The 22,951-nt window shown below is 42.5% G+C and carries 16 protein-coding genes; 8 read left to right on the plus strand and 8 right to left on the minus strand.

Annotated features, from left to right (window positions below):
- From F2B13_RS09835 to F2B13_RS09845, 3 genes are all read right to left on the minus strand, one after another.
- Entirely contained in the window at positions 1-750 is a 750-nt protein-coding gene (locus F2B13_RS09835; RefSeq protein WP_149274908.1) for a hypothetical protein, read from the minus strand.
- Between the two features lie 189 nt (positions 751-939).
- Entirely contained in the window at positions 940-2,505 is a 1,566-nt protein-coding gene (locus tag F2B13_RS09840; RefSeq protein ID WP_149274909.1) for a toll/interleukin-1 receptor domain-containing protein, read from the minus strand.
- Between the two features lie 2 nt (positions 2,506-2,507).
- The gene (locus F2B13_RS09845; protein WP_149274910.1) at positions 2,508-3,665 is read right to left on the minus strand and encodes a tetratricopeptide repeat protein; all 1,158 of its coding nucleotides are present in this window, start codon (positions 3,663-3,665) and stop codon (positions 2,508-2,510) included.
- A 408-nt stretch (positions 3,666-4,073) separates the two neighbouring features.
- On the opposite strand from F2B13_RS09845, the gene F2B13_RS09850 reads away from it, so the two are divergent.
- From F2B13_RS09850 to F2B13_RS09875, 6 genes are all read left to right on the plus strand, one after another.
- On the plus strand, positions 4,074-5,222 hold the full coding sequence (locus F2B13_RS09850) for a patatin-like phospholipase family protein (protein WP_149274911.1): 1,149 nt from the start codon (positions 4,074-4,076) through the stop codon (positions 5,220-5,222).
- Positions 5,223-5,225: 3 nt separating this feature from the next.
- A complete protein-coding gene (locus F2B13_RS09855) occupies positions 5,226-7,229 on the plus strand; it encodes a tetratricopeptide repeat-containing protein (RefSeq protein WP_149274912.1) in 2,004 nt (667 codons plus the stop codon).
- A gap of 20 nt (positions 7,230-7,249) precedes the next feature.
- Positions 7,250-7,693: a DUF4231 domain-containing protein gene (locus F2B13_RS09860; RefSeq protein WP_149274913.1), complete on the plus strand. Its 444-nt coding sequence runs from the start codon at positions 7,250-7,252 to the stop codon at positions 7,691-7,693.
- 162 nt (positions 7,694-7,855) lie between these two features.
- Positions 7,856-9,037: a toll/interleukin-1 receptor domain-containing protein gene (locus F2B13_RS09865; protein ID WP_149304081.1), complete on the plus strand. Its 1,182-nt coding sequence runs from the start codon at positions 7,856-7,858 to the stop codon at positions 9,035-9,037.
- A 107-nt stretch (positions 9,038-9,144) separates the two neighbouring features.
- Positions 9,145-10,194, plus strand: a complete 1,050-nt coding sequence (locus tag F2B13_RS09870; protein ID WP_149304082.1) for a hypothetical protein — start codon at positions 9,145-9,147, stop codon at positions 10,192-10,194.
- A 16-nt stretch (positions 10,195-10,210) separates the two neighbouring features.
- On the plus strand, positions 10,211-10,624 hold the full coding sequence (locus tag F2B13_RS09875; protein WP_149274916.1) for a hypothetical protein: 414 nt from the start codon (positions 10,211-10,213) through the stop codon (positions 10,622-10,624).
- 356 nt (positions 10,625-10,980) lie between these two features.
- On the opposite strand, the gene F2B13_RS09880 is transcribed toward F2B13_RS09875, so the two are convergent.
- From F2B13_RS09880 to F2B13_RS09900, 5 genes are all read right to left on the minus strand, one after another.
- The gene (locus F2B13_RS09880; protein ID WP_149304083.1) at positions 10,981-11,379 is read right to left on the minus strand and encodes a hypothetical protein; all 399 of its coding nucleotides are present in this window, start codon (positions 11,377-11,379) and stop codon (positions 10,981-10,983) included.
- 180 nt (positions 11,380-11,559) lie between these two features.
- Complete coding sequence (locus F2B13_RS09885) at positions 11,560-14,727, minus strand: efflux RND transporter permease subunit (protein WP_149304084.1); 3,168 nt, start codon at positions 14,725-14,727, stop codon at positions 11,560-11,562.
- 3 nt (positions 14,728-14,730) lie between these two features.
- Positions 14,731-15,939, minus strand: coding sequence for an efflux RND transporter periplasmic adaptor subunit (locus F2B13_RS09890; RefSeq protein ID WP_149304085.1), 1,209 nt, complete (start codon positions 15,937-15,939; stop codon positions 14,731-14,733).
- Positions 15,940-15,960: 21 nt separating this feature from the next.
- Entirely contained in the window at positions 15,961-17,349 is a 1,389-nt protein-coding gene (locus F2B13_RS09895; protein WP_149304086.1) for an efflux transporter outer membrane subunit, read from the minus strand.
- A 627-nt stretch (positions 17,350-17,976) separates the two neighbouring features.
- Complete coding sequence (locus F2B13_RS09900; protein WP_149274921.1) at positions 17,977-20,961, minus strand: DUF6797 domain-containing protein; 2,985 nt, start codon at positions 20,959-20,961, stop codon at positions 17,977-17,979.
- Positions 20,962-21,294: 333 nt separating this feature from the next.
- Between F2B13_RS09900 and F2B13_RS09905 the strand changes: the two genes are divergently transcribed.
- Both F2B13_RS09905 and F2B13_RS09910 read left to right on the plus strand, forming a co-directional pair.
- Positions 21,295-21,717: a hypothetical protein gene (locus F2B13_RS09905; protein WP_149274922.1), complete on the plus strand. Its 423-nt coding sequence runs from the start codon at positions 21,295-21,297 to the stop codon at positions 21,715-21,717.
- Between the two features lie 146 nt (positions 21,718-21,863).
- Positions 21,864-22,946, plus strand: a complete 1,083-nt coding sequence (locus F2B13_RS09910; RefSeq protein ID WP_149274923.1) for an efflux RND transporter periplasmic adaptor subunit — start codon at positions 21,864-21,866, stop codon at positions 22,944-22,946.
- Positions 22,947-22,951 lie beyond the last annotated feature (5 nt).

Raw genomic sequence — 22,951 nt, forward strand, 5'->3', positions numbered from 1 at the left:
TTAAAAATCGTCCTCAATTACCCCTTCGGCATCGCTATTGAAATCTTTTATTATTTCGATATCATCTTTTGTCAGTTGGTCATCTCCCAATAACTTGGTCTTGTTAAAAAGATTGAGTTTGAATAGGCGAATTGCGATTACGCCCGACTCGCCTATAGAATCATAGGTGCTCGCTTTTGAAGAATTCGTCGTAAAATCACCTCCGGCTTTTCCCCCTTCGATTTCGCTCAAAATATTGGCACTTGCTGTAATCGTGAAGTCCGAATCCGATTCGCGGGCACAGATAATCAGGCAATTTTGCCCAGTGTATGTGGCAGAGACAATTTTGTATTTTTTGCGCCAGTCCGACTTGGCCGCCAAGGCCATAGCAACCTCGTCGATATTCTGAAGTTGTTCTACTTCGACCTGGTCCACTTGGAGCACCATTGAATTTTCATTGCTGAACTCGTACTTTAAAGAGGCTTCCATATCGCCCAAGGCAGCAAAAGAATCCGTGGTTTTTCCTCCAACCCCTATTTTGCTGACACGGGTACCTTCGGTTGTAAACTTCAGTTTGGTCGCTGGGCCCGGTGCAATATTCAAGACAATGTCGGAATATTTATCTCTTAGGTTGCCTACCGATCTGAAAACACCTCCTTCGAAATAACCGAAGTCGCCTACTTTTAGTGTATTGGTGACCGGTAACCAGGCCGCATGTGCCCCTAGTTCTTTTTTTACGGCTTTTTCGTAACTGCGTGCTAATCCGCTCATAATTTTATGGATTTTTGGTTCTTACTATATTGAAAGTGCCCATTTGGGGTTTATTAGCTATCTCGCCAATGGTATGGGCTCTAATTATGGGGGATGAATGACGTTTTTAAAGTTAATAAAATTCCGGCTGCTTTTTAGAGGTAAAGAAAATATTATGCGGAAAGGGTGTTTTAAGTTTTACATTTTCATTTACGATACCAATTCATTGCATAGCTTTTCGATGAAGTCCCTATGGACCGTAATGTCCAGAAAATTGACATGGGTATAAATTTGGGGAACCGCCTCATAAGAGAATGCTATCGGTAAAATTGTAATCAGTTTTTCGACCGACCGTTTATAGGCAAGGTCCATTTCGTTTCGACAGTGGTTCTTGCCATAGTATTCTTCTGAAAAAATAGGTATGAAGTAACGTGAATCAACGATGGCCCACATATATTTTGCGGTAAAGGCCTCTCCGATACCTATACTATCACGGTCAAAGAATATATTGAGTTTCTCACCATTTGGTTTCCGGAATTTTAACAAGGGTTCGTACACATTCTTGATGACCCAGTCGCCGTTTCCTCGGGAATAGCTGATGAACACATCGTATTTCTGGGCACCCTCAACAACTCCGGTTACCAAAAATTTGTAAGCAAAACGCCAAGCCAGTAGAGAAGCTAGAATCATGGAAATCAGCGGTAATGCTATAGGGATAACTTTGCCAAGTGAAAGTACGGCGGCCCCGACCCCTAATAACAATAGCGAGCCCGCAAGGAATGACAATAAGGCTATCATCACAGGTGAAGTTCGTAATCTTTTAAGATACTTAAAGAACAACGCAAAGAGCAATGTGGTAAAAATACCGAAGAAAATCACTAATCCAATATAGACCCAGGGTTGGGTCAGGGGTTGTTTTGCCGTTAGATTGCCCTTAAGTTGATCTTGCAAGGCCCACCCCAAAAGATAGGTGCCGGCCTTATTTAGTTTGGCTATTCTGTCGGCTTCCAAACTACCCACAATAATAATTGTATCATCGATATTAAAAGGAGCTGAAAAAGTACCGCCAGTGGTCTGATCTTTGGTATGCACAAACTTAACCGTTTGTCCGTTGATGCTTTCTTCACTGCCTAATGGGAGTATAAATGCTCGGGGTTGATTGTACAATTCTTGTTCTCCTATGATATCTTTGGCGACCTTTACAGCCAAGGCCTGTATGAGTTCAAATCCACCATGCTCCCTTGGAAACTTCAATTCGGATTCATAAGATAAAACCCCCATCTTTTCGTCAAAAATGGTGTGTAGCCTATGACCATCCAGAACATTCTCGTAAATTTCTACCGCTTGGTTTTCTTCATTTTTTTCGAAACTGATGGTTTGATATTCTCGCATATCGTATACGCCATACACCTTTGTTTTTGTGCTAAGCTTTTCAATAGCTTTTTGAAGGGTGTTCCGCGCTTGGGGTTCGTTTTCAAAGAATATATCTAGAACTACCGCTTTAGGACGGCCTTTTCGGCCAGTTAAGGTGTCTAAAAGATTACTTAATCGTCTCCTATAATTTTCTCTGTCGTAGTGATCCGCATTCTCGGCCTTATGAGGCAGATCAATGATTTCAATTGCTTTAGTAAAGTCAATTTGATCGGGTCTGTCTAGATAAAGATGGCGATATGCATAGTAGTCAACAGCTTGCCAGAAACTGGTGAGGGTGGTAATCGCACCCAATATGACAACAAAGATAAGCACATAGATCGCCAAGCGTTTTAGGGAAGTCATTTTTAGTCGTAAAGGTTAAGCTGAGCCTTAAGTTCATCCGCCATATCATAATATTTGTTGCTTTCATCGATGTTCGATAAAACCTCATAACACCAAGCCAGGTCTTCATAGTTGTCGACTATAAATAGGCCGATACCCCAAGCGGTTGTATAGTCCTCTTCATTAACGAAGTATTTGAAATCTTCCCGGTTATAGGCTAGGTCTTCGTATATGATTTCCAAAGCGCGGTTGCAATACTCGAGTCCAGTATCGTAATTGCCTAGCCCATATAGGGCTTCGCCCAAACCTATATAGTTGACGGCAATTTCAGGATCGCCGGGGTCAAGCTCCTCTTCATAGAGTTCAATGGCCCGTTCAAAGGCATCTTTGGCGTAGGAAGGGCTTCCGGCGTCGAGGTAAAGTTCTCCCAAAAGGTTGTATTGATCCACCAAAAACTCTGCATCGACTTCATCCATATAGGCCTGTTCCAAATAAGCTCTGAAAAAGGTTATGGCTTCTTCATATGATGAATAAGTGAGCTCCTCTTCATATTCGTGATCAAAATATTGTTCCGGTTCTCCGGCGCTGAGAACCGTAGTTTGAATAGAGGTAAGCTTGCGTGATTTCTTTAAATGGGTTTGGGCTTGTTCACCAATTTTGACGTTTACTTCACGCTCAATAGCAACATTACCTTCCTGCGTGGCGAACTTCACGTCCTTACCGACCGCTTCGACTGTAAAAACAGTTCCTTTCACTGCTCCCTGATGCTTAGTACTCGGCCCGCTCGCTTTATAAAAATTGAGCTTGTTCGTCACAAAATGCTGTACCTTTCCCCAGAATGTTTGATGGGACTCCCCATTCGCACTCACAACAGCGAGATGCTTTGAACCGGGACCCAATCGTTGCTGGTTACCATTGCTCGTAAGCCAAACCACCGTGTTTTCAGGTATAATAAAAAGGGTGCCTGAGGCAAAACCTTGGTTCACATTGACAATTGTCGACACAGGACTTTGCTTCGGTAGGGTATACGATATGTTGGTGCTCGTTACCTCCGCTCCATTAAATTCAAGTTTGGCTATGGTTGTCTGTCCTTGTATCGAACAGATACCAAAAAGGCAGCCTACCAGTACAAGAAAAATACGTGGAATAAAAAAAGTATATCGGTCATTTACTTTGTACATAGTACTCTCTGGTTTTGCATGTAAATCGAACTAAGGTTCGTTATTTCAATTTTCCCTAAGAAATTAAAGCTTATTCTTCAGGCAATTTGACACATCGAGTAAGGCGAGCCTCACGTCGGGTTGCGTTATAAAATGCGAACATCGGTTAAAAAAACTACTTGCCGCTTGAATGCTGAATGTTGGGGGGATTATGGTTTAAAGATAGAAAAAAATATGCTGAACAGCTTATTAAGACCTCAGCATTGTGCTTGTAGATGTTGAAAAAAAAATCTATCTTGAAAAGATATTTAATATTGCGAAACTAGCACCTCGCATCCTCCCCCAGAACAGCTTTAAAAAAAATCAACCAGGGTAGCGTCGAAAGGTATCGACCCTTTTATGCTATCCATAACAAAGTAGATAATTATTATGGCAGACGCTACGACTTCGCTTTGGGGCAATCTAGAAAACCGCTATGCAAAACCTTCAAACCGCAAAATATTGGCTCTCGATGGCGGTGGCATACGAGGGGTCATAACCCTTGAAATTCTTAAAAAGCTGGAAAACGATCTTAGAGAAAAATTAGATAAGGGCCCTGATTTTAGACTTTGTGATTATTTTGATTATTTCGGAGGTACAAGTACGGGGGCCATTATTGCAGCCGGACTTTCTATAGGCATGTCTTCAAAAGAGCTATTGGAATTTTACACGAAGAAGGGAAAGGATATGTTCGACAAAGCGTTTTTACTGAAGAAATGGAAATCGCTGTATGAATCAGGACCCTTATTGAAAATGTTACAAGACACCTTTGGAAAAGATACGAATATGGATATCGCCAACGGCAAATTCAAAACACTGCTTACCGTGGTTACTATGAATAGGACCACAGATTCGCCCTGGCCCATTAGCAATAATCCGTTAGCGCGCTACAATGATAAAAAAAGACCTGACAACAATCAGAAAATTAAACTTTATCAACTGGTACGTGCAAGTACTGCTGCACCAGCCTATTTCCCTCCCGAAACCCTGGAGTGGGATGCAAAAGACCCCAAAAAGACTTTTGTTTTTGTAGATGGCGGGGTAACTCCCTACAACAATCCGGCATTTCTTCTATATCGTATGGCCACGCATCCGGCCTATAAGCTAAACTGGGAAAAAGGGGAGGATAAACTCTTAGTGGTGTCCGTCGGCACAGGTAGTGCACCTTCAGGAGGGGAATACCGAAATTTGGGCAATACGCTGATGCAATTACCGAACAACCTTATGTATGCCATGCAAGTAGATCAAGATATCAATTGCAGAACTTTTGGAAGATGTGTTTTTGGGAATGTCATAGACCGTGAACTAGGAGATATGATCCCTGAAAACGCGACAACCCAGCGTGATTTTCGCTATGTTCGCTATAACGCCGATTTGAGCGAGCACGGCTTAAAAGCTTTGGGTTTAGGCGATCTAGATCCTGAAAAGGTTAGTCAGATGGACTCCGTAAAATATATAAAGGACCTACAGCGCGTAGGGTCAAAAACGGCAAAGGCCCAAGTGAACGTTGATCATTTAGGGCCTTTTTCACAGGCTTAGTGTATGGAAGCATTCATAGTTCGCCCATTTGGAGTAAAAAACGAGATAGATTTCGATGAAGTGGAACAAAAGCTCATTCTACCCGCATTACTAAGGGCGGGTATCAAGGGCTATACAACGGGCAAAGTCTTGGAGGCAGGTAACATACGTCAAGATATGTTTCAGTTCTTGCTGACAAGCGATCTGGTCATTGCCGATATTTCTATACATAATGCCAATGTTTTTTATGAACTAGGAATACGACACGCCTTACGGGCAGCTAAAACCATATTGATCAGATGTAGTAAAGATCAAGTGCCTTTTGACCTAAAAACAGATCGTTACTTGTCTTATGACGAAGCTAAACCTGAGCTGCAAATCGACATCTTAGAAGAGAGCATAAAGCAGACCATGAATTCTGAACGCCCCGATAGTCCTGTTTTTTTGATGTTACCAAAGCTCAAATCCCAAAACCCTGAATACTTCTTGGCAGTTCCTGCCGATTTTTCAAAAGAAGTATTTATTGCCCATAAGATGAAGCACAGTGGGAAATTGGCGCTTCTGGCCGCGGAAGCCTGTTTTTTTGCGTGGCAATTACCTGCACTTCGAATGATAGGTGATATTCAATTTGAATTAAATTTACATGCAGATGCCAAGCAAACATGGGAGATTATCCAGAAATTAAGGCCAAACGATACTGAGACCAATGAACGTCTTGCCACTATATATCAAAGACTTGAATCACATGAGTTAGGCCAACATAATTACGAGTTGGCCAATAAGTTTCTTGCAAAATCAGAGTTGGCCATCAAGAGGTTGTTCGAGCAGTTTAAACATTTACCAAGGGATAAAAAAGCCGAGGCATTTGCATTAAAAGCCCGCAACGAAAAAGCCAAGTGGATTACGAGATGGACAGATGTAGAACCTGAAAAGAGGGAAAGAGAGGCTATTCGATCTAGTTTTTTGGAGGATGCCTATAAAAGTTACTCTTCGGGATATCAAGAAGATTTAAACCATTTTTATTCGGGTGTGAATGCCCTAGGTCTATTAAAGACCATTATTCTTTTGGCCGAACGGAAGAGTGCGGTTTGGAAATCGAAGTTTGAAACCGATCAAAAGGCTGAGTATGCCTTGGCTGAATACAACAATGAATTCGATGAACTCTCCGTGACGGTTCGCCGATCCTTGATGGCTAAAAAAGAGGCCCTTGATCGAGATGGTAAAGCAAATCCTTGGGTCGATATAACGTATGCCGACCTGACCCTTCTTACAAGCAATAATGCCGAACGGGTCGCCAATTTGTATGCCACTGCTCTTGAATTAGGTCCCCACTTTAATTACGATGCAGCTTTAAGACAATTGTTGATTTACAAAAAACTCGGAATAATGTCTGAGAATGTTGAAGCGGCCCTAGGTGAATTTAAAGGTGGTTTAGAGAATGAAGAGCTAAAAATTGACGATGAAGTTATTATGTTTACGGGTCATATGATCGATGCCGAAGACCGTAAAGAACCCCGTTTTCCGAAAGATCGTGAGGCCGAAGTGCGTAAAAAGATCAAAGCTGCCGTAGAAGCAATCCGAAAAGCTTCGCCAGAAAAGAATTTTTTGGGGATTTCCGGCGGGGCCTGTGGAGGGGATATCCTTTTTCTTGAAGTCTGCAAAGAACTTGGTATTGAAATGAAAATGTATTTAGCATTGCCCGCAGAAAAATATATAGTGGAGTCCGTTCAGTTTGCCGGAAATAATTGGGTAAAACGTTTTTACGAGCTGTATGAAGATAAAAATACCGAAATTGATATTTTGGCCGAGACCAAAGAACTTCCTGTGTGGCTTCAAGAGAAAAAAAACTATTCTTTTTGGGAACGGAATAACCTCTGGTTATTGAATACGGCCCTATCCTTTGGAGGGCGTCACCTCAATCTCGTAGCGGTTTGGGACGGAAAGGGTGGAGATGGCCCCGGGGGTACGGAGCACATGATCAAGGAGATTAAAAGACGGGGAGCCTTGAGCGAAGTGATTCAACTGTAAAACACCTAAAACCTAGTACTATGAAGCCAGAAGAATACATTGAAGACAGACTGGAGAGCCAACGAAAATGGTATAGCGAAAAAAGCAGCTTGAACAAAGATTATTATAATGGATTCAAAATAGCTACCATTGTCTTCTCAGTGCTGATTCCACTGATTGCCGGATCAATGCAATTTGCTAGTGCCAAAGGCTCTATTTCTTTGATAGTTGGAATTCTGGGTACCTTGGTGGCCATTCTGACTTCGGTTTTGGAACTTATGAAATTCAAAGAGAAATGGATCAATTACAGAACCGCTTCAGAACGTCTTAAGCACGAAAAAATTCTTTGGGAAACGAAAACATCGCCATATGATCAACCGAATTCCTTTCAAGTTTTGGTAAAAAGAACCGAGGCTATCATTAATGGCGAACATAGTGATTGGAGCGAGTATATCGTGGAGCCAAAAAAGCAATCGGAATCTTGATTCCGAAGGTTCCGATTCGGTCGGTAAGATGTTAATTCAAGCCAACCGCACAATATTTGAGACCTTAGATACAAATTTTGATCGCTTGATAAGAAATTATCGTAATTTATAGTAAGACTAACGGTGGACCGTAATAGTCGGTCAGAACAAACTTTCTGTGCCATGCAGCATAATGCCAAGCCAGCCATATACATATCATACGCCTGGGGTTCGGAAAGTGAGAATATCGCTGGTGACATAGAGATGGAATTCGAAAAAAGAGGACTGCCCATCATTCGCGATAAAAAGCATTTGGGGTATAAGGGTCGCATTAAGGATTTCATGAGACAGATTGGTCGGGCGCAGTATATCATTTTGGTTATTAGTGATAAGTATCTGCACTCGGTTAACTGCATGTTCGAACTGGTCCAGATTTTTAAGAACGAGCACTTTTATGACCGTATATTTCCAGTGGTACTCGATGAAGTAAACATAGCCGATCCTTCGGAACGCATTAAATTGATGAAATATTGGGAGCGGGAAACCGAGAGCCTTAGCAATGAAATAAAGCAATTAAAAGATCTTTCGAACATTCAGGGCCTTACTGACGATTTGAATTTAAATTCCGAAATCCGAAATAATATAGCGAGGCTTACAGATATTTTGAAAGATACCAATACCTTGAGTATCGCTCAATTGAAACTGTCGAATTTTGAACAGTTATATGGGGCAGTTCGGGAAAGAATTGAAAGTGAGGTTCAAAATGAAACTCCTGCCGTTGAAAAGAACGATGAACTTGAGAGCGACGAACTGAATGGGCATAGCGATAACATATTCGTAAAAATAAAGGCCAAACTTTTTGGGACTACTGCTTTTTTCGAGGTTGCGAATAAAAATAGAAGGAGGGTGATTAGCTTTGGGATTACCGCTATTTTAGGTGTATGTGCTTTCTTTTTGGTGCTACCTTTTTTACGAAACAGTTCGCAAGCCCTAGATGAAAATATGGAGGCGCCCAGTGTACCCAAGAATGAATCTGCTGTAGAGGAAGATACTCTGAAGGTTTTTCAGAAAGAGTCCAGTAGAGATTCAGTGTCTCATAATAAGGACAAAGAGATCGAAATGGAAGCGCCCCTATCGAATGTGATCTATGATGTCGAACTTGTAGTACCCTCAGACATGGCGCAAGCCTATGTTTTTGTTGATGGAAAACCGGCCGAAATAATTGAAAGAGGTTTGATTTCGATTACCGTTAGGCTACATAAGAAGGAAAGCAGTCACCATTTTGAAATTCAGGATGGCGATAAAAATTGTCAAACCGATAAATTAATAGCTGAGAATAATACTCGGCTGACCCTATGTAATTGATAGGTGACAGTATAGGTAAGACTAAATAATTCCCCCGTAATTTTTTATTGTTACATGACCTAGGTATATCTAAACCTAGTTGATCAGATACGTTTAAAACCAATAGTATGAGTGTTGAACCAGGCCATTTGCTACATCCTATTCGGATGTTAATTTTGACGTTCTCGTTCTGGGCGCTGTTTTTTAACAATGCGCTTGCCAAGGAACAAAACATAGCTAGTAATGACTCCATTGTTTACGTTTGGGATTTTTCGGTAAGTGACCCTTCGATCAGGGAAATCGGAACGATGCTCACCAACGATTTCGAGACCGAACTTATAAACTCAGGATTGTATACCGTTTTGGAACGACGACGCTATAACAGGGTATTGGCCCATCAAAATTTAGAGAATAAGATAGCCGATATCCAAAATTTGCCAGCCGCTTCCATTGACAGCCTTAAGGCGAATAGGGCAGGAGTGGTTATTTTTGGGGAGGTCAAGGATGATATCGACAGCGGCGTCTATGAGGTTACGGTAACCTTTCAGGGTTTGAGTGAAGTTATTTTGAGAAAGGGGAGCGTGCTCATAGGAAGAGGGTTGATCCGCGATAATCAAACCAGAAAAGAGTATATGAAAGAGTTACTCGATAAGGTGCATCGTAAAGAATTATTGGCCGCTAAAAATAGCCAATACCATACCATTTCAAAACTACTGGAGACCTATATTATTCGGGTCAAGGATGTTTCCAAAGAGTTTAAAGATGTGACAAAGTACGCCCTTGACCATCCAGAATATACAGGTGAAATCGTCAAAGTAGTAAATAACTATAATACCATATTTAATGATATTAATGGTAATGGCTCCAAATATCTTATGGAATTTGGGCAATACTGGCCCCCCACAAAAAGCCAAGAACTACAAATTATTTTTAATAATATTCTTGACGAAACACATAAGACCCATATTTTAAAACTTGATAAAATTCGAACGGCAATTTTGGAATATCAAACCCATAGCGGAAGTAAAAAAGAGAAAGAAAAAAAGAAGGCCGATATTCTTAAAAATTTAGAACGGAACATCGATGATCTTAATAGACAAGTCGATATTCTAGACCTCAGAATACATACGTTTCTCTCCCACCTTCAAACCGAAATGAACAATGAACTAAATCGTTAATCTAAAATTCAAGTACATGAAAACTTCAAACGCACTACGGATTGTTTTGGGAATATTAGTTGTAGTCACATCCATTGGCTGTGGTTCTGAGGATGTAGGCGGAGGCGTGACTTTCATCCCGACCTTCAATGCTACTTGGCCCGTTGAGGGAGATGAAGACCGCCAAATTAGTCTGCAGCCCAATGAGGACAATAAGGGGGTGGAAAAAGGAATTTTTGAAGGGGCCGAAATACTTCAAACCGATAGTGGCGAAGTACAAAATCCGCTGGCGGGCAGTTTCAACGGTTTAAATATTGAGTTCACGATTACCCGGGAAAATAATGCTAAAGTAAAGTATACGGGTCTGATGGTTCCAGTAAGTGAAACCGATCATCAAATCGTTCGTATCGAGCTCCATTCCTCCGAAGGAAACTTGGCCTTGGCATTTTAGAAGGGTAAATCAAATATGGAACGTTTTTACTTCACTGGCACCCCAAGGCTGAAAATGGCCTTTTGGGGCAATATATTTTGTCGCTGGCAGGTAAGATTCCTCCAAGGTCTCCTGTAGGGTAAGTTCTTTGAAATGTCCAGTTGAAGGGGGGAACTCAAATTAAATGCAGAGTACTGCTGTTGAGTTGACTTTTAAAACTAAGTGAAGGCATTATAAGGGGAATGATGGCGGTATGCGCGGCTTTGTTATTCTGTGAATGGTTTTGCCGAAGTAAGATGAAAGCCTTGGCAAACCCCTATTTTACCCCCTGCAAATTTTTATGGGGAAGAGGATGGGTCAGCCGTATATAGTTACTTTTATGAAGAAGTAGTGGTCGAATTTTTGGAAACATGCTGCATATAACCCATGTTTTCAATATTGGCCACATGATATCCTATTAAACGGTTCAGCGACATCAGGTAGCCCATTTCCTTAATTTCTTTGCTATGGCTATCAGTGGTGGCAATCTCATGAAGATTTTGGGTAATCTCTTGCACGATAGAATCCGTAGTGTTCCCCGGGTTGACCTTGATGGCACTGAGTTTATCGGAAGTCTCTTCTTCGTTTTGACAGCTGAACTTTACATAATTCGCCAATACGTCTTGTGATTTTTTGGAAAGGAAGCTGATGTCACTCCCATTGAAATAGGTATTTACCTGTTTGGCTATGGCATATAAGTTGCTCAATTCTTTTCCTAAAAGATCTTTTTTGGTCATGTCTTGCGAAGTTCAAGTGATAGTTCCTTCTCGCTTACTTTTTCTGCGTATCAGCGAACTAACAATATGTCTTCCTAAAATACAGCGACTAGACTTTTTTAATGCGCACATTTAAAGAAAAAAATAGCGCTATTGGTCCGATGGGAATACCCTTAGGAAGTACATCGGGACTACCAAGCTTTATTTATTGGCCAAAGCAGGATTTTCTGGAGCTGCCGTTTGGGAAACATCGACTTCCCTCACGGTCCTTCCTTTGAGAAAATAAAGTCGGATATCTTCAAGGATGAGGTAAAGGCAAGGAACGATAACCAAGATAATCGTTGTCGCAAAAACGATTCCGAACCCTAAAGAAATGGCCATAGGTATTAGGTAGAAAGCTTGACTGGAGGTTTCGAGTATAATCGGGGCCAGGCCTCCAAAGGTGGTCATGGTTGTCAATATGATAGGTCGGAACCTTCGCAAACCAGCTTCATGGATCGATGCATAGATCGCCTCCCCTTTTTGCCTACGTTTATTAGCGTAGTCGATCATGATCAACGAGTCGTTTACCACGACCCCTGATAATGCGATGACCCCCATTAGACTGACCAAGGAGAGGTCATACCCTAATAAAATGTGGCCGATGACGGCACCAACGATCCCGAAAGGTATGGCAGTCATAACGATCAAGGGTTGTATATAACTGCTAAAGGCAATGGCAAGTAAAGCATAAATCAATAACATGGCTATGGCAAAACCGGCTTTTAAGGTATTCGTGCTTTCCCTCATGTCGGCCTGGCTACCTTCAAAACTCCACGTTATCCCAGGAAAATCCGCACGTAATTGGGGCAATGTTTCCTCTTGAACCGAAGCGATCACCCGCCCCACGCTATTCGCTGGTTCTACATCCATTCCGACGTTTACGACCCGACGCCCGTCCCGGCGATTTATGCTTGTGAAAGCTTCTCGTTGCTCAACTTCAACCACGTCCAATAAAGGAACTTCGGTGCCATTAGGAGTTTGTATAAGAAAATTTTCAAGGTTTTTGATGTTCTTTCGTTCTTCACGGGGTAATTTAACCCGAACCTCGATTTCGTTCATACCCCGCAATTGGCGCAAAGCCAACGCACCAAAAAAGGCATCACGGACCTGTCGACCCACGTCGTCTGAGGTCAGCCCCAAGTTTCGACCTTGTGGTAGCAATTTGAAGTCAAATTGCATTTTTCCTTTGTTATAATTATCGGTGACATCACGGGTATTCGAAAAAGCCTTCATGCGTTCGACAAAGGCGGCACTTGCCCGTTCCAAGACGTTGATATCGGAATGACTCAAATCTATACTTATGGCTTGTCTTGCACCACCGGGCCCTCTTTCTGCTTCAAATGTGATTTGGTCTACCCCTTCAATATCCCCGATGTTATCTCGCCATAACGCAATGACTGCAGCAGCGGTAATATCCCTTTGGTCGGGGGGCAACATCACAATTTCAACGTCTATGAAACTCTGTCCCCTTACATTGGTCTTAATACCTTCTGCAACCTCATATAGATTATGTTCTTCGAACATACGCTGTGTGGCCTCAGATATATCATGAGCGACTTTTGCCGCTTGGTCGGGGGTAGTTCCAACAGGTAAGCGTACACCTGCCTCAATTTCGTCCGCAGCTACTTCGGGCATCATAATCAAACCCATGTGGCCGCTTAGTCCATATCCACCGACCATAAGCAATAGCGCCACGGCAATACTTAGTGTTATATAACGGAATCTCAGACATAAATCTAAAAAGGGGCGATACGTATTTTCTATAAAGCCGTCGAAAGATTGGGCGAAAGCACGTTGCCAACCTTCAAGTTTTAACACCCATTTGTTCTTGTTTTTTTTCTTTTTCAGGTGTCCAAGGTGGGAAGGAAGAATAAATAAAGCTTCCAATAGGGAAACTGATAGAATCACGATTACCACCGCAGGTAAAGGCTTCCAGAATTTTCCGGTTTCCCCAGGCATAAAGAGTAGGGGTACAAAGGCGATAATCGTCGTAACAATACTAAAAGTCACTGGAAGGGATACATCTTTGGTTCCTGCAATTGCCGCTTGCATTGGGCTTAAGCCTTTTTGGCGGTATTCGTAAACGTTTTCACCCACGACGATAGCATCGTCAACAACGATGCCCAGAACCACCAAAAAACCGAACATCGAAATCATATTAACACTAATGCCTATGAGGGGTAGGAGTATCATTCCACCTACAAACGATACGGTCATGCCCATCATCACCCAGAAAGCAAGTCTATACTCTAGAAAGAGTGTCAAAATCAGCAGTACTATCAGAATGGCGAGCACTCCGTTTTCCGTCAGTAGAGAGAGCCGCTGCTGATAATCTTCTGCGCGATTGCTATCGGTCCGATATTTGATTCCGGGCGGCAGTTGAAAATTATCAAGAATATTTTCTACAGCATCGGCAATCTCGAGAGGTGATTGGTCTCCTATTCTAAATATGCGTAACTCTACATAATTACTTTGATTGAATTGCCCATGAAAACCGACCTCTTCAAAACCGTCTGTAATTTCAGCAATATCCTTTAGTGCCACCTTTGCCCCGGCCTCGGATGATACAATGGTGATATTGCCGTATTCCTCGGCCCACTGCTTACGTTCTTGCATACGTAGCAAAATTTCACCGCTTTGGGTTTGAACGGCGCCTGCAGGAACATCATTACTACTCTGTCTGATAATGTTTGCGACCTGACCCAAGGTAAGGTTGTACTTTTGTAAGTTGCTTCGAGGTATTTCGATACGTGTCTCATAATCGGGTACATTGCCCAATTCAACTTGAGTTATGGCGGGATTGCTCAACAATATGGTTCTTAGACGTTCGGCCAATTGCCGCAGTGTCCAAACATCAGCGTCCCCGTACAGACCGATTTGTAACACATCCCTCTGGCGGGACTGTAATCTCACTTCCGGCCGCTCGATATCGTCTGGGAAAGTACGTATACGGTTAATGGCTTGATCGATGTCTTGAAATGCCTTCATCCGTTCGGAACCTGCTATGAGCTCTATACTTATTTCCCCCGATCCTTCTCGGGCTTCCGAGACAATCTCCTTGATACCTTGAACTCCGCGAACAGCCTCTTCCACAGGTTGTAAAACACCTTGCTCGACCTCTGCGGGCGAAGCACCAGGGTAGGCGACCGAAACATCGACGAAATCCAGTTGAAATTCGGGAAAAACTTCTTTTTGAATGGTATACATCGTAAAGAGACCACCGCCCAGAAGTATTAACATGAGCAGGTTCGTGGCGATAGAATTTTTGGCCATATAGGCTATTGCCCCCTCTTTTCTCACTTTTCTATTTTTCTCTTTAGTACCCATAGGCTATTCTTTGTTCTCTTTTTCGGCCGTTTCCAAAGAAGTACGTAGTCCTATTCCGTTGGTCACTGTACTCAAATCGGTAATAACAACTTTTTCACCGTCTTCCAAGCCCTTGCTTATGTATGCATATTCATCATCGTTCAATACAATGTCAACATTGCGTATCTCTAATTTTTCGTCTTTCATGACCCAAACGGTCTCGTTACTTCTCAGATAATCCCGATTGAGTCTAATCACGTTCGGTATCGTATCGGCCTGAATTTGCACTTCTACAAAGGCTCCGATCATCAATTTCGGCATCCCTTCCGATTCTTTTTTTGTAGCCAATGGATCTGCTACTCTTATCAATACACGGGCTAAACGTGTTTGCCCATCGAGTGCCCCGATTTGCTTATCAAGATAACCTTCCCGGTACGTATTAGGCGACCATGCGGTTCTGTTTTCGATACGTACCTTGGCTCCTTTTTCAGTATCGTTTCTCGGAAAACTTAGCCATTGCAGTTTCGAAACCGGAACAGTGGCCGTCACCCAATAATGGTCGGTGCCTACGATACGCCCCAAATCATCGCCTGGTGACACTTGAGATCCCTTGGTCACATTTTGATTTAAAATATGGGCATCAAAGGGGGCCCTAATCGTGGTTCGTTCAAGATTAAGGCGGGCTTGGTCTACTGCCGCTTTTGAGGCTCCAATATTTGCCTTTACAGCATTGAGTTGGGGTTTTCTAAGTACTAATTGCCGTTCATCTTCGGAAAGGGGGCCACCCCCAAAAAGTGAATCATCGGCAATGAGTTGTAGATCTTGTTGGGCTATCTGTTGTCTTCCCATTTCTGTGGCCAAGGTGGTTTGGCTTTGCATCAGTTCACTCTTTCTCAACTCAAGCGTGTTTCTATAATCGGAAGGGTCTATCTGTAAAAGCACTTCATTTTTTTTCACGAATCCACCAGGAGTAAAAGCAGGGTCTCTTCGGATTATCTGCCCAGAGACCAACGGGCTAATAGTGACATCTTCTACGGGCTGCACGGTTCCCGTAGCTACTATAACAGGTTCAAAAGTGCCCCGTTTTGCTGAAACCACATCAACAAGCATGGCGGTTTCGACCGTAGCACCTTCCCTTTGTGCCTCAGGTTCGGTGGAAAAAATTAGTGTAGTGATAAGGATTCCGCCCAAAATAATGGCCAAGGAAATCCATAAAATTTTTTTGTTGCTCATATAGTTGTTTTCTTTTCCCTATCAATTATCCAAATTCCGTCCCGTATCGAATCCACCTGCTAGCGCCCTGTATAGGCCAATGCGAATCTGGATTTGTCGCAATTGGGCCGCTACAAGGTCTCTTCGTAACTGCTGTTCTTGATCAAGGCCTAAAAGCACATCTAAATATGGGCTAAAACCGTTCAAGAATTCTACACGCAACTGCTTGTTGCTTTTCTCCGCAAGTTCAAGTTGTCTTGCGATGTTTTCCAATCTGCTTTGTTGCATGATATCTTGCACAAGCCCGTCTTCTACTTCCTGAAATGCCGTAAGTGTAGTTTGCCCATATTCATAGAGTCTTTGTTGCTTTATAGCTTCATTTCGATTTACCTCTGCACTCAATTGCCCCCCATATAACAGAGGTGCCAGAATATTTCCTGCTAGCGAATAGGCCCAATTGTCGAAGAGGTTGTCAAAGTTGTTAGATCGTAATTGCCCTCTGGCATTCAAAGAAATTCTTGGGTATTTATTACGCACGGCAGAGGCCATATCCCTATCGGCTGCTAGTAGAAGGGCGAAAGATCTCTGAATATCGGGCCTCCGCCTAACCAGCTCCAATGGAAGTCCTGTTTCCGGCAATTCAGGCAAAGTAGGCAACTTAGATGTATCGAAATTTATATTTTCCTGAGGTTGGCTCCCTAGTAAAACGGCCAGTTGATTCTCTAAAAGGCTGATGTTGGTACTGAAAATTATTTGTTGTTCTTTAGTACTTTCCAATAACTGGGCTTGTCGTAAAATATCGACGGCCCTTATTTGGCCACCTACAAAGCGGGATCGTATGAGACGAATAATATCTTCGTTGGTCGCGATTTGAGATTCTGTAATGCGCAATTGTTCACGGGCAGCCAAGAGGCTGTACCATGTGGTGGCAATTTCTGCGGATAACGAAATAGCGGCGGTGCGATAGTCAAAAAGGCTGGCCTCGGCCCTAAATTTCTCCGCTTGAACAGCGGTTCGTATTCTTCCCCATAAATCGAGTTCATATCTCGCGGATAAGCCCAACTGTGTATTTTCACCTCCTACAAAATCCGGTTCCGGAAGGTTAATGGCGGATTGTGCAGAAGCATCGATTTGGGGCCATAAATTCGAGGCTTCCCTAGAAACGGTCGCCTTTGCCGCCACGAACTGCTGCCAGGTTGCCGCTAAATCAAAGTTCGATTGCATGGCGCTGTCTATCAATTGGTTGAGGGTCTCGTCCTCAAAAGCGGTCCACCATTCGTCCTCAATGACTTGTGCGCCATTATAGGAGAAATCTTTGACCTCTTCTATGGGTATCGCTATGTTTGAAAATTTGGGAGAGCAATCGAAAAGCAGCAAAACTGCACTCAGAATAAAAAGTATTTTAAGCGTTTTTAGAGGTCTAACGAGCATTCTTGTTTTGGAGGATTTCTAGGTCTGTGTGGGGGGGCACATTTTACGATTCCTTCTAAAATAGCTGTTTTTGACGAATTTAAATCCTAATAAAACCTTAATTGTTGCGTTCAATCGCTTGACATTATGACCTCAAGCCGTGATATGCTATCAAAACGGGGGATAAGGGTTTGCAGGTATCGATGATAAAAAGAGTCTGTTTTCTGCTGTAGTGAGTAGGTCGATATGTATTGAACTTTCCCACTTTTTGGTAAGGGCTAGAAGTGATACAAATAGGATTTTATAAACTACCCTCCGATAACTTTCATGATGAAAAATATGGAAATGGAAAGTACCAAACAACTTATGGCGGCAAGTATATTATCTTTCTTAGTGAACTCTTCTTTAACGAGTATAAGCAACGTTTTCATACGCTATTTGTTTCCTACAAATTTCGGATGCATTCATTGGTTTTATCAAACAAATCGTTTAAAGGAACACCTATGCGTTAAGTGGCTTCGACCGGTAGTTTCATCGGAAAATGAAGTCCATTTGCCAAATATTGAGTTCGCGATTAATCGATAAATAGGTAGATTTTATCTGTTCGTAATGGTATAAGCACCATTTAACTACCTTCAAAACCTATGATTACCTATTACCTAGGGTGTGAATGGTGTTCTGCAAGGTACCTGTTATAGGATTTCCTTGATGATCTAAAAGCGAATACTTGATAGTCATTACATCGGTGGGTTGCAAGTCTTGTATACGTAGGGATAAGAGATGCCCATCCGATGTCAGGGTCGCTTTCGATATTTTCAGTTTTTTTATATCGTAGCGATCTGAACCATAGGCACTACTTCTGATCAGTCTCCAGGTTTTGATTTCAAAATTAGATAGGTCCCTAACCGCGGAAGCATTTATTTTAGGCGCAAATTTTAAGGTCACGGTTTCTGGTGTTATCTCCAAGGATGTTGGAACGGTCAATGGTTTGCCGGTATATCGAATTCGGTAGAATCCTCCGCCCCTAAGCATTTGATTGGTTCCCCATGCCGACATACCACAAGCATAGAGTTGGCCGTCTGCCGGATTGAAACGCCCCCGCATCACACCGGTTAGAAACTTAATTCCAGGTAAATCAATAACCCCGCCTTGCATCGTATTGCCTATTTTTTCGTGGAGTACCAATTGAATTTTTCCATAGCCATAGGAAAGACTGAGGAGTGCACCGTTTAAAGGTCCCCATTTCTCACTTTTTACCCAGACCAACTCCGATGGGGATCGGTCGAACTCCATATCTACCCAGGCCAAGGGAGGCTGCATTCCCGTTGCGGTACTATCCTTTGGAGGGTTATACCCCCACATATTACCATAAAACTTGCCTTTGCCCTTCACCCAATTGATTCGATTCATAGGATTCCAGAACCCTTGCTGATCTGTGACAAAAAAGCTACCATCAGGATTGATACAAACCCCATTGGCCGCACGAAAGCCTTTGGCAATGATTTCAGTAGTCGATCCATCTTTACTGACCTTTAGTAAAGTGCCGTGCTGCGGCACAAGGGCTTCACGCGCATGTCTGCCACTTTTCGCATAATATAAATTACCAGCTTTATCTGCCTGTAGCCCCATAGCAAACTCATGAAAGTGATCGGTAACCTGATGGTCATGATTGAAGCTTTCATAAAAATCGGTTTCCTTGTCACCGTTAAAATCGTGCAGTCGTACCAATTGATCTCTACAGATTACATAGATGTTGTTCTCAACGACCTTAATGCCTAACGGTTGAAAAAGACCTGAGCCTATACGTTGCCATGTGAGGGCCCCAGTGTTGTTCATAAGTCCTTTTACCATCCAAACATCACCGTCCGTAGTACATAAAACGGCTTCGTCGGGATTTTCCAAAAAATCTATGCCGCTGAGCTTCATTCGGGAAGCCCACGGATTATCAAAAGGCGGTGTTAATTGGTCCACTGCAAACGGGCCGGTATCGGTGCCTATGGTAATAGTGCTTTTAAGCTTCTCCGGATAATGGGGCACCCCCCCTGTTGTGGTATATTTTCTTAAATCCTCGGGATCGTTCTGGCTATCGATGGCATCAGATAGGTGATCGAAAGTATCGTTGGCTATAAAAAGTTTGATTCGTGATGTCTTTGATGAATCAACAATAAGCATGTGAAAGCCATCCTCTTTTTCCAAATGGGCACCATCGCCTTTAAGGGCTACCTTTTTTGATAAAGGAGCTACACGCATTTTTAATTTTGAAGTAGAAGGGTCGATATTTAAGGTTCTTATAAATATAGGTTGGTCTTTGACCATAGTTAGCCCCAACTCTTCGAGTATCGAAGACCGACCTACGGTATACGACAATATCATATGATTTTCAAAATGATAAAGGCCCTTATAGTTGGCCCATGATTTGGGTAAAGGTCCAAAAGCACGCCCGTCCCTGGCTCTAAATCGTGGGTCTTCGAAAGATCCAGAACTTGGATTCGCCCAACCTGGGCCCACCGGAGTCTCAAAATGAAGCTCTCCTATCGTTCTTGGATAGGTTTCGTGCTTGTCATTCAGTAAAATACCGTTCCAGTCAATGAATCCTTTACCCGTCCATCCACCTGCGACGCGCATGAGGTCATGATCAAAGATCATCCATGCCTTGCCCTTTGAAATGCCCCCTTCACCGTTATCCAATCGAATGGCGATTCCTTTATATGCAAAGTTATTCTTGAGATAGTTTTCATCGGGGTAGGGAGACGGACCTGGAGAATGGTACCTTGGGATACCTGTTTTCTCATCTGCCAGTTCGTAAGTGTTGATTAAAAAATTACCATAGTCCATATCGGCCCAAGGTTGATAAGGCTTGGTTTCGGGTCCTTGAGATGTCCCTTTGGGCAGACCGGCCAAATACCCGGGCGAGTTTTCGACCAACTCGACCGTTGGGTTCTTTCTGACATAATTTTCTCGAATATAGGTAATGACATCGTACTTTTCTTGTGGGGTCAATTGTGGTTGGGGAGGCATCATACCATAGCCTTTGGTAATGGTTTGGTACATAGAGTAGGCATCATTACCGGCTTTAAAGGGCTGTTCCCAAAATTTCAGGGAAGCCGGTATGGAACCTTCAACCTCTTGGGTGCCATGACAATTGACACAATTCGAACTGTAAATACGTTCACCACGTTTCAGTGCCTCACGATCCTCACGGGCTATAATGCCGGCGTGGTCGATATTCGATTCGGAGTCGGGCAAATCTTTATCACTCAATACATAATTCAACGAAGAGCGATCTATTTTTGTTGAAAGGGTCGATTGAGATACCGCAGTGAAAGGGTGTTTTTGATCACCTATAACAAGCAAGCCTTTTAGATTTGGTTCGGAGATTTTCCCTTGAAGAAAGGCCTTCTTGCCAAAAAGTTTGAAAGTAGCGTTGAGACTGTCTTTATCGAAGATAACTTCTCCTAAATCGATGGTGCCCCATTGAAAAGAAAGTAGGGTGCCCTGATACGATCCGCCATCCTTCTCAAATTTCAGGTTTCCGGTGGCCATCTCATTTCCTAAGTCGACCTCATACCTCCATGTTTCTTTTTTATCGATTTGCTGACAGCCCAAACATAAGAGCAGCACCAAGTGCATCATGAAATTGGGTAGGATACTAAAATTTAGGAACTTGGAAACTAATGATTTTTTAGAGGGTCGGGTCATCATGTGGGCCAAATATATTTTTTAAATTCCTGGCAATTCAGTGGATGGAATCCCATGAATTTACGGTTTTTCATATAATGTTTTGCAAAAAACTTCGTAGGTCGGTCCAAAATAATAATAGTAGCGGCACGTTATACGTATTTTCAATGGAGTGAACTTTTTTTATGAATCTCGTTTGAATATACTTGGGTTCGATTTTATTTTTTAACTTTTTTTAACAGTGCGCACTTGTGGACAAGTGCGACTTGACATAATTTTGGCCACCGAATGAAAAATGCATTTTTAAAATATTCCCTTCTCATCCTTGTCCTTTTAATAAGTGGATGCCAAGGAGTATATGCACATTCGTCTTCCTACAGTGATACTCCAACAACCTTAAATTCCTCATTCGACACCTTTAGTCCGACAACCAAAGGAAACGACATGTTTGAAGGTGGGCTATCGGAAATCGATTTTCGTTCCAGACTTTTAGCTGAATTTACAGAGGCGGAAGAAGAGGCCAACGGTAATGAAAAAGTTGAACTTGCCTCGAAGAAAATAGAATTAGGAGGTTTTTTGACCGTCTTTTTTTATGTGCAACTCTGTGCGGAACTCCTTAGTATACTACAACAAAATTTAAGGCGGCTTAAGCCTTATATCCTTAAAGCGCCCTTTCGGCGCTATGTTAGGTTTCAGGTCCTCCGGATTTGATACCCTTTTTGAAATAGGCGAATCTTAAGTCTATTTCATTCATTTCCTTAGTGTTATTTCAAGTTATGGGTATGGCCAAGTTCTAGTAATAATGGCTTCACATACTATTCATTCCATTCAAACCAATTTTAATTTTTTATAAAACTATGAGGACAATTCCCATGTTTATAGGCCTATGTGTACTACTTGGCCTAGCGAGCTGCCAAACTAAAAAAGAAGGGCACAAAGAAGAAACCAACTATCTTGTCAGCAGCCCTGTACGAAAAGATACTTCTATTACCAAAGACTATGTTTGTCAAATACATTCCATTCGGCATATAGAATTAAGGGCCTTGGAAAAGGGTTATTTACAGAACATCTATGTAGATGAAGGCCAGTTCGTCAAAAAAGGCCAGAGAATGTTCTACATCATGCCCAACGTCTATCAGGCAGATCTTCAAAAGGCAAAAGCAGAGGCAAGAGTGGCGGAAATCGAGCTGCAGAATACCCAACTACTGGCCGAGGGTAACGTGGTGTCGCAAAACGAACTAGCGATGGCCAAGGCCACGCTCGACAAAGCAAAGGCAGAGGTCGCCTTGGCCGAGACGCATTTGGGTTTTACCGATGTAAGGGCCCCATTCGATGGTATTATGGACCATTTAGAGGTTCGGGAAGGCAGTCTTTTGGATGAAGGAGAACTATTAACGACCCTTTCCGACAATAGCAAAATGTGGGTTTACTTTAACGTACCCGAAGCTGAATATCTAGATTATATTATCAGCAAGGATAAAGATAGTAAGAAGGAAGTGCAACTACTGATGGCCAATAATAAGCCCTTCAATCAAAAGGGTATTGTAGAAACTATTCAGGCCGAATTTAACAATGAGACAGGGAACATTGCTTTTAGGGCTACATTCCCCAATCCAGATGGTATTCTTCGTCATGGCGAAACGGGGAGCATTCTTATGAAAGTACCCTTGAAAAATGCATTGCTTTTACCTCAGAAGGCAACTTTTGAAGTATTGGACAAAAAATTTGTTTTTGTAATCGACGAGGAGAATAAGGTATCTCAACGCGAAATTACGGTGGGTGCCGAGCTGCCCCATCTTTTTGAGGTAACAAAAGGCCTGTCGGAAAATGACAAGGTATTATTGGAAGGCATCCGTATGGTGAAGAACGGGGAAGAGATTCACTACACCTTTGAAAAGCCGGAATCGGTTTTAGCGAGTTTAGAGTTGTACACCGAGTAATCTAA

Origin of the sequence: Pareuzebyella sediminis (genome assembly GCF_008367235.1) — a bacterium.
GTDB classification, from domain to species: domain Bacteria; phylum Bacteroidota; class Bacteroidia; order Flavobacteriales; family Flavobacteriaceae; genus Pareuzebyella; species Pareuzebyella sediminis.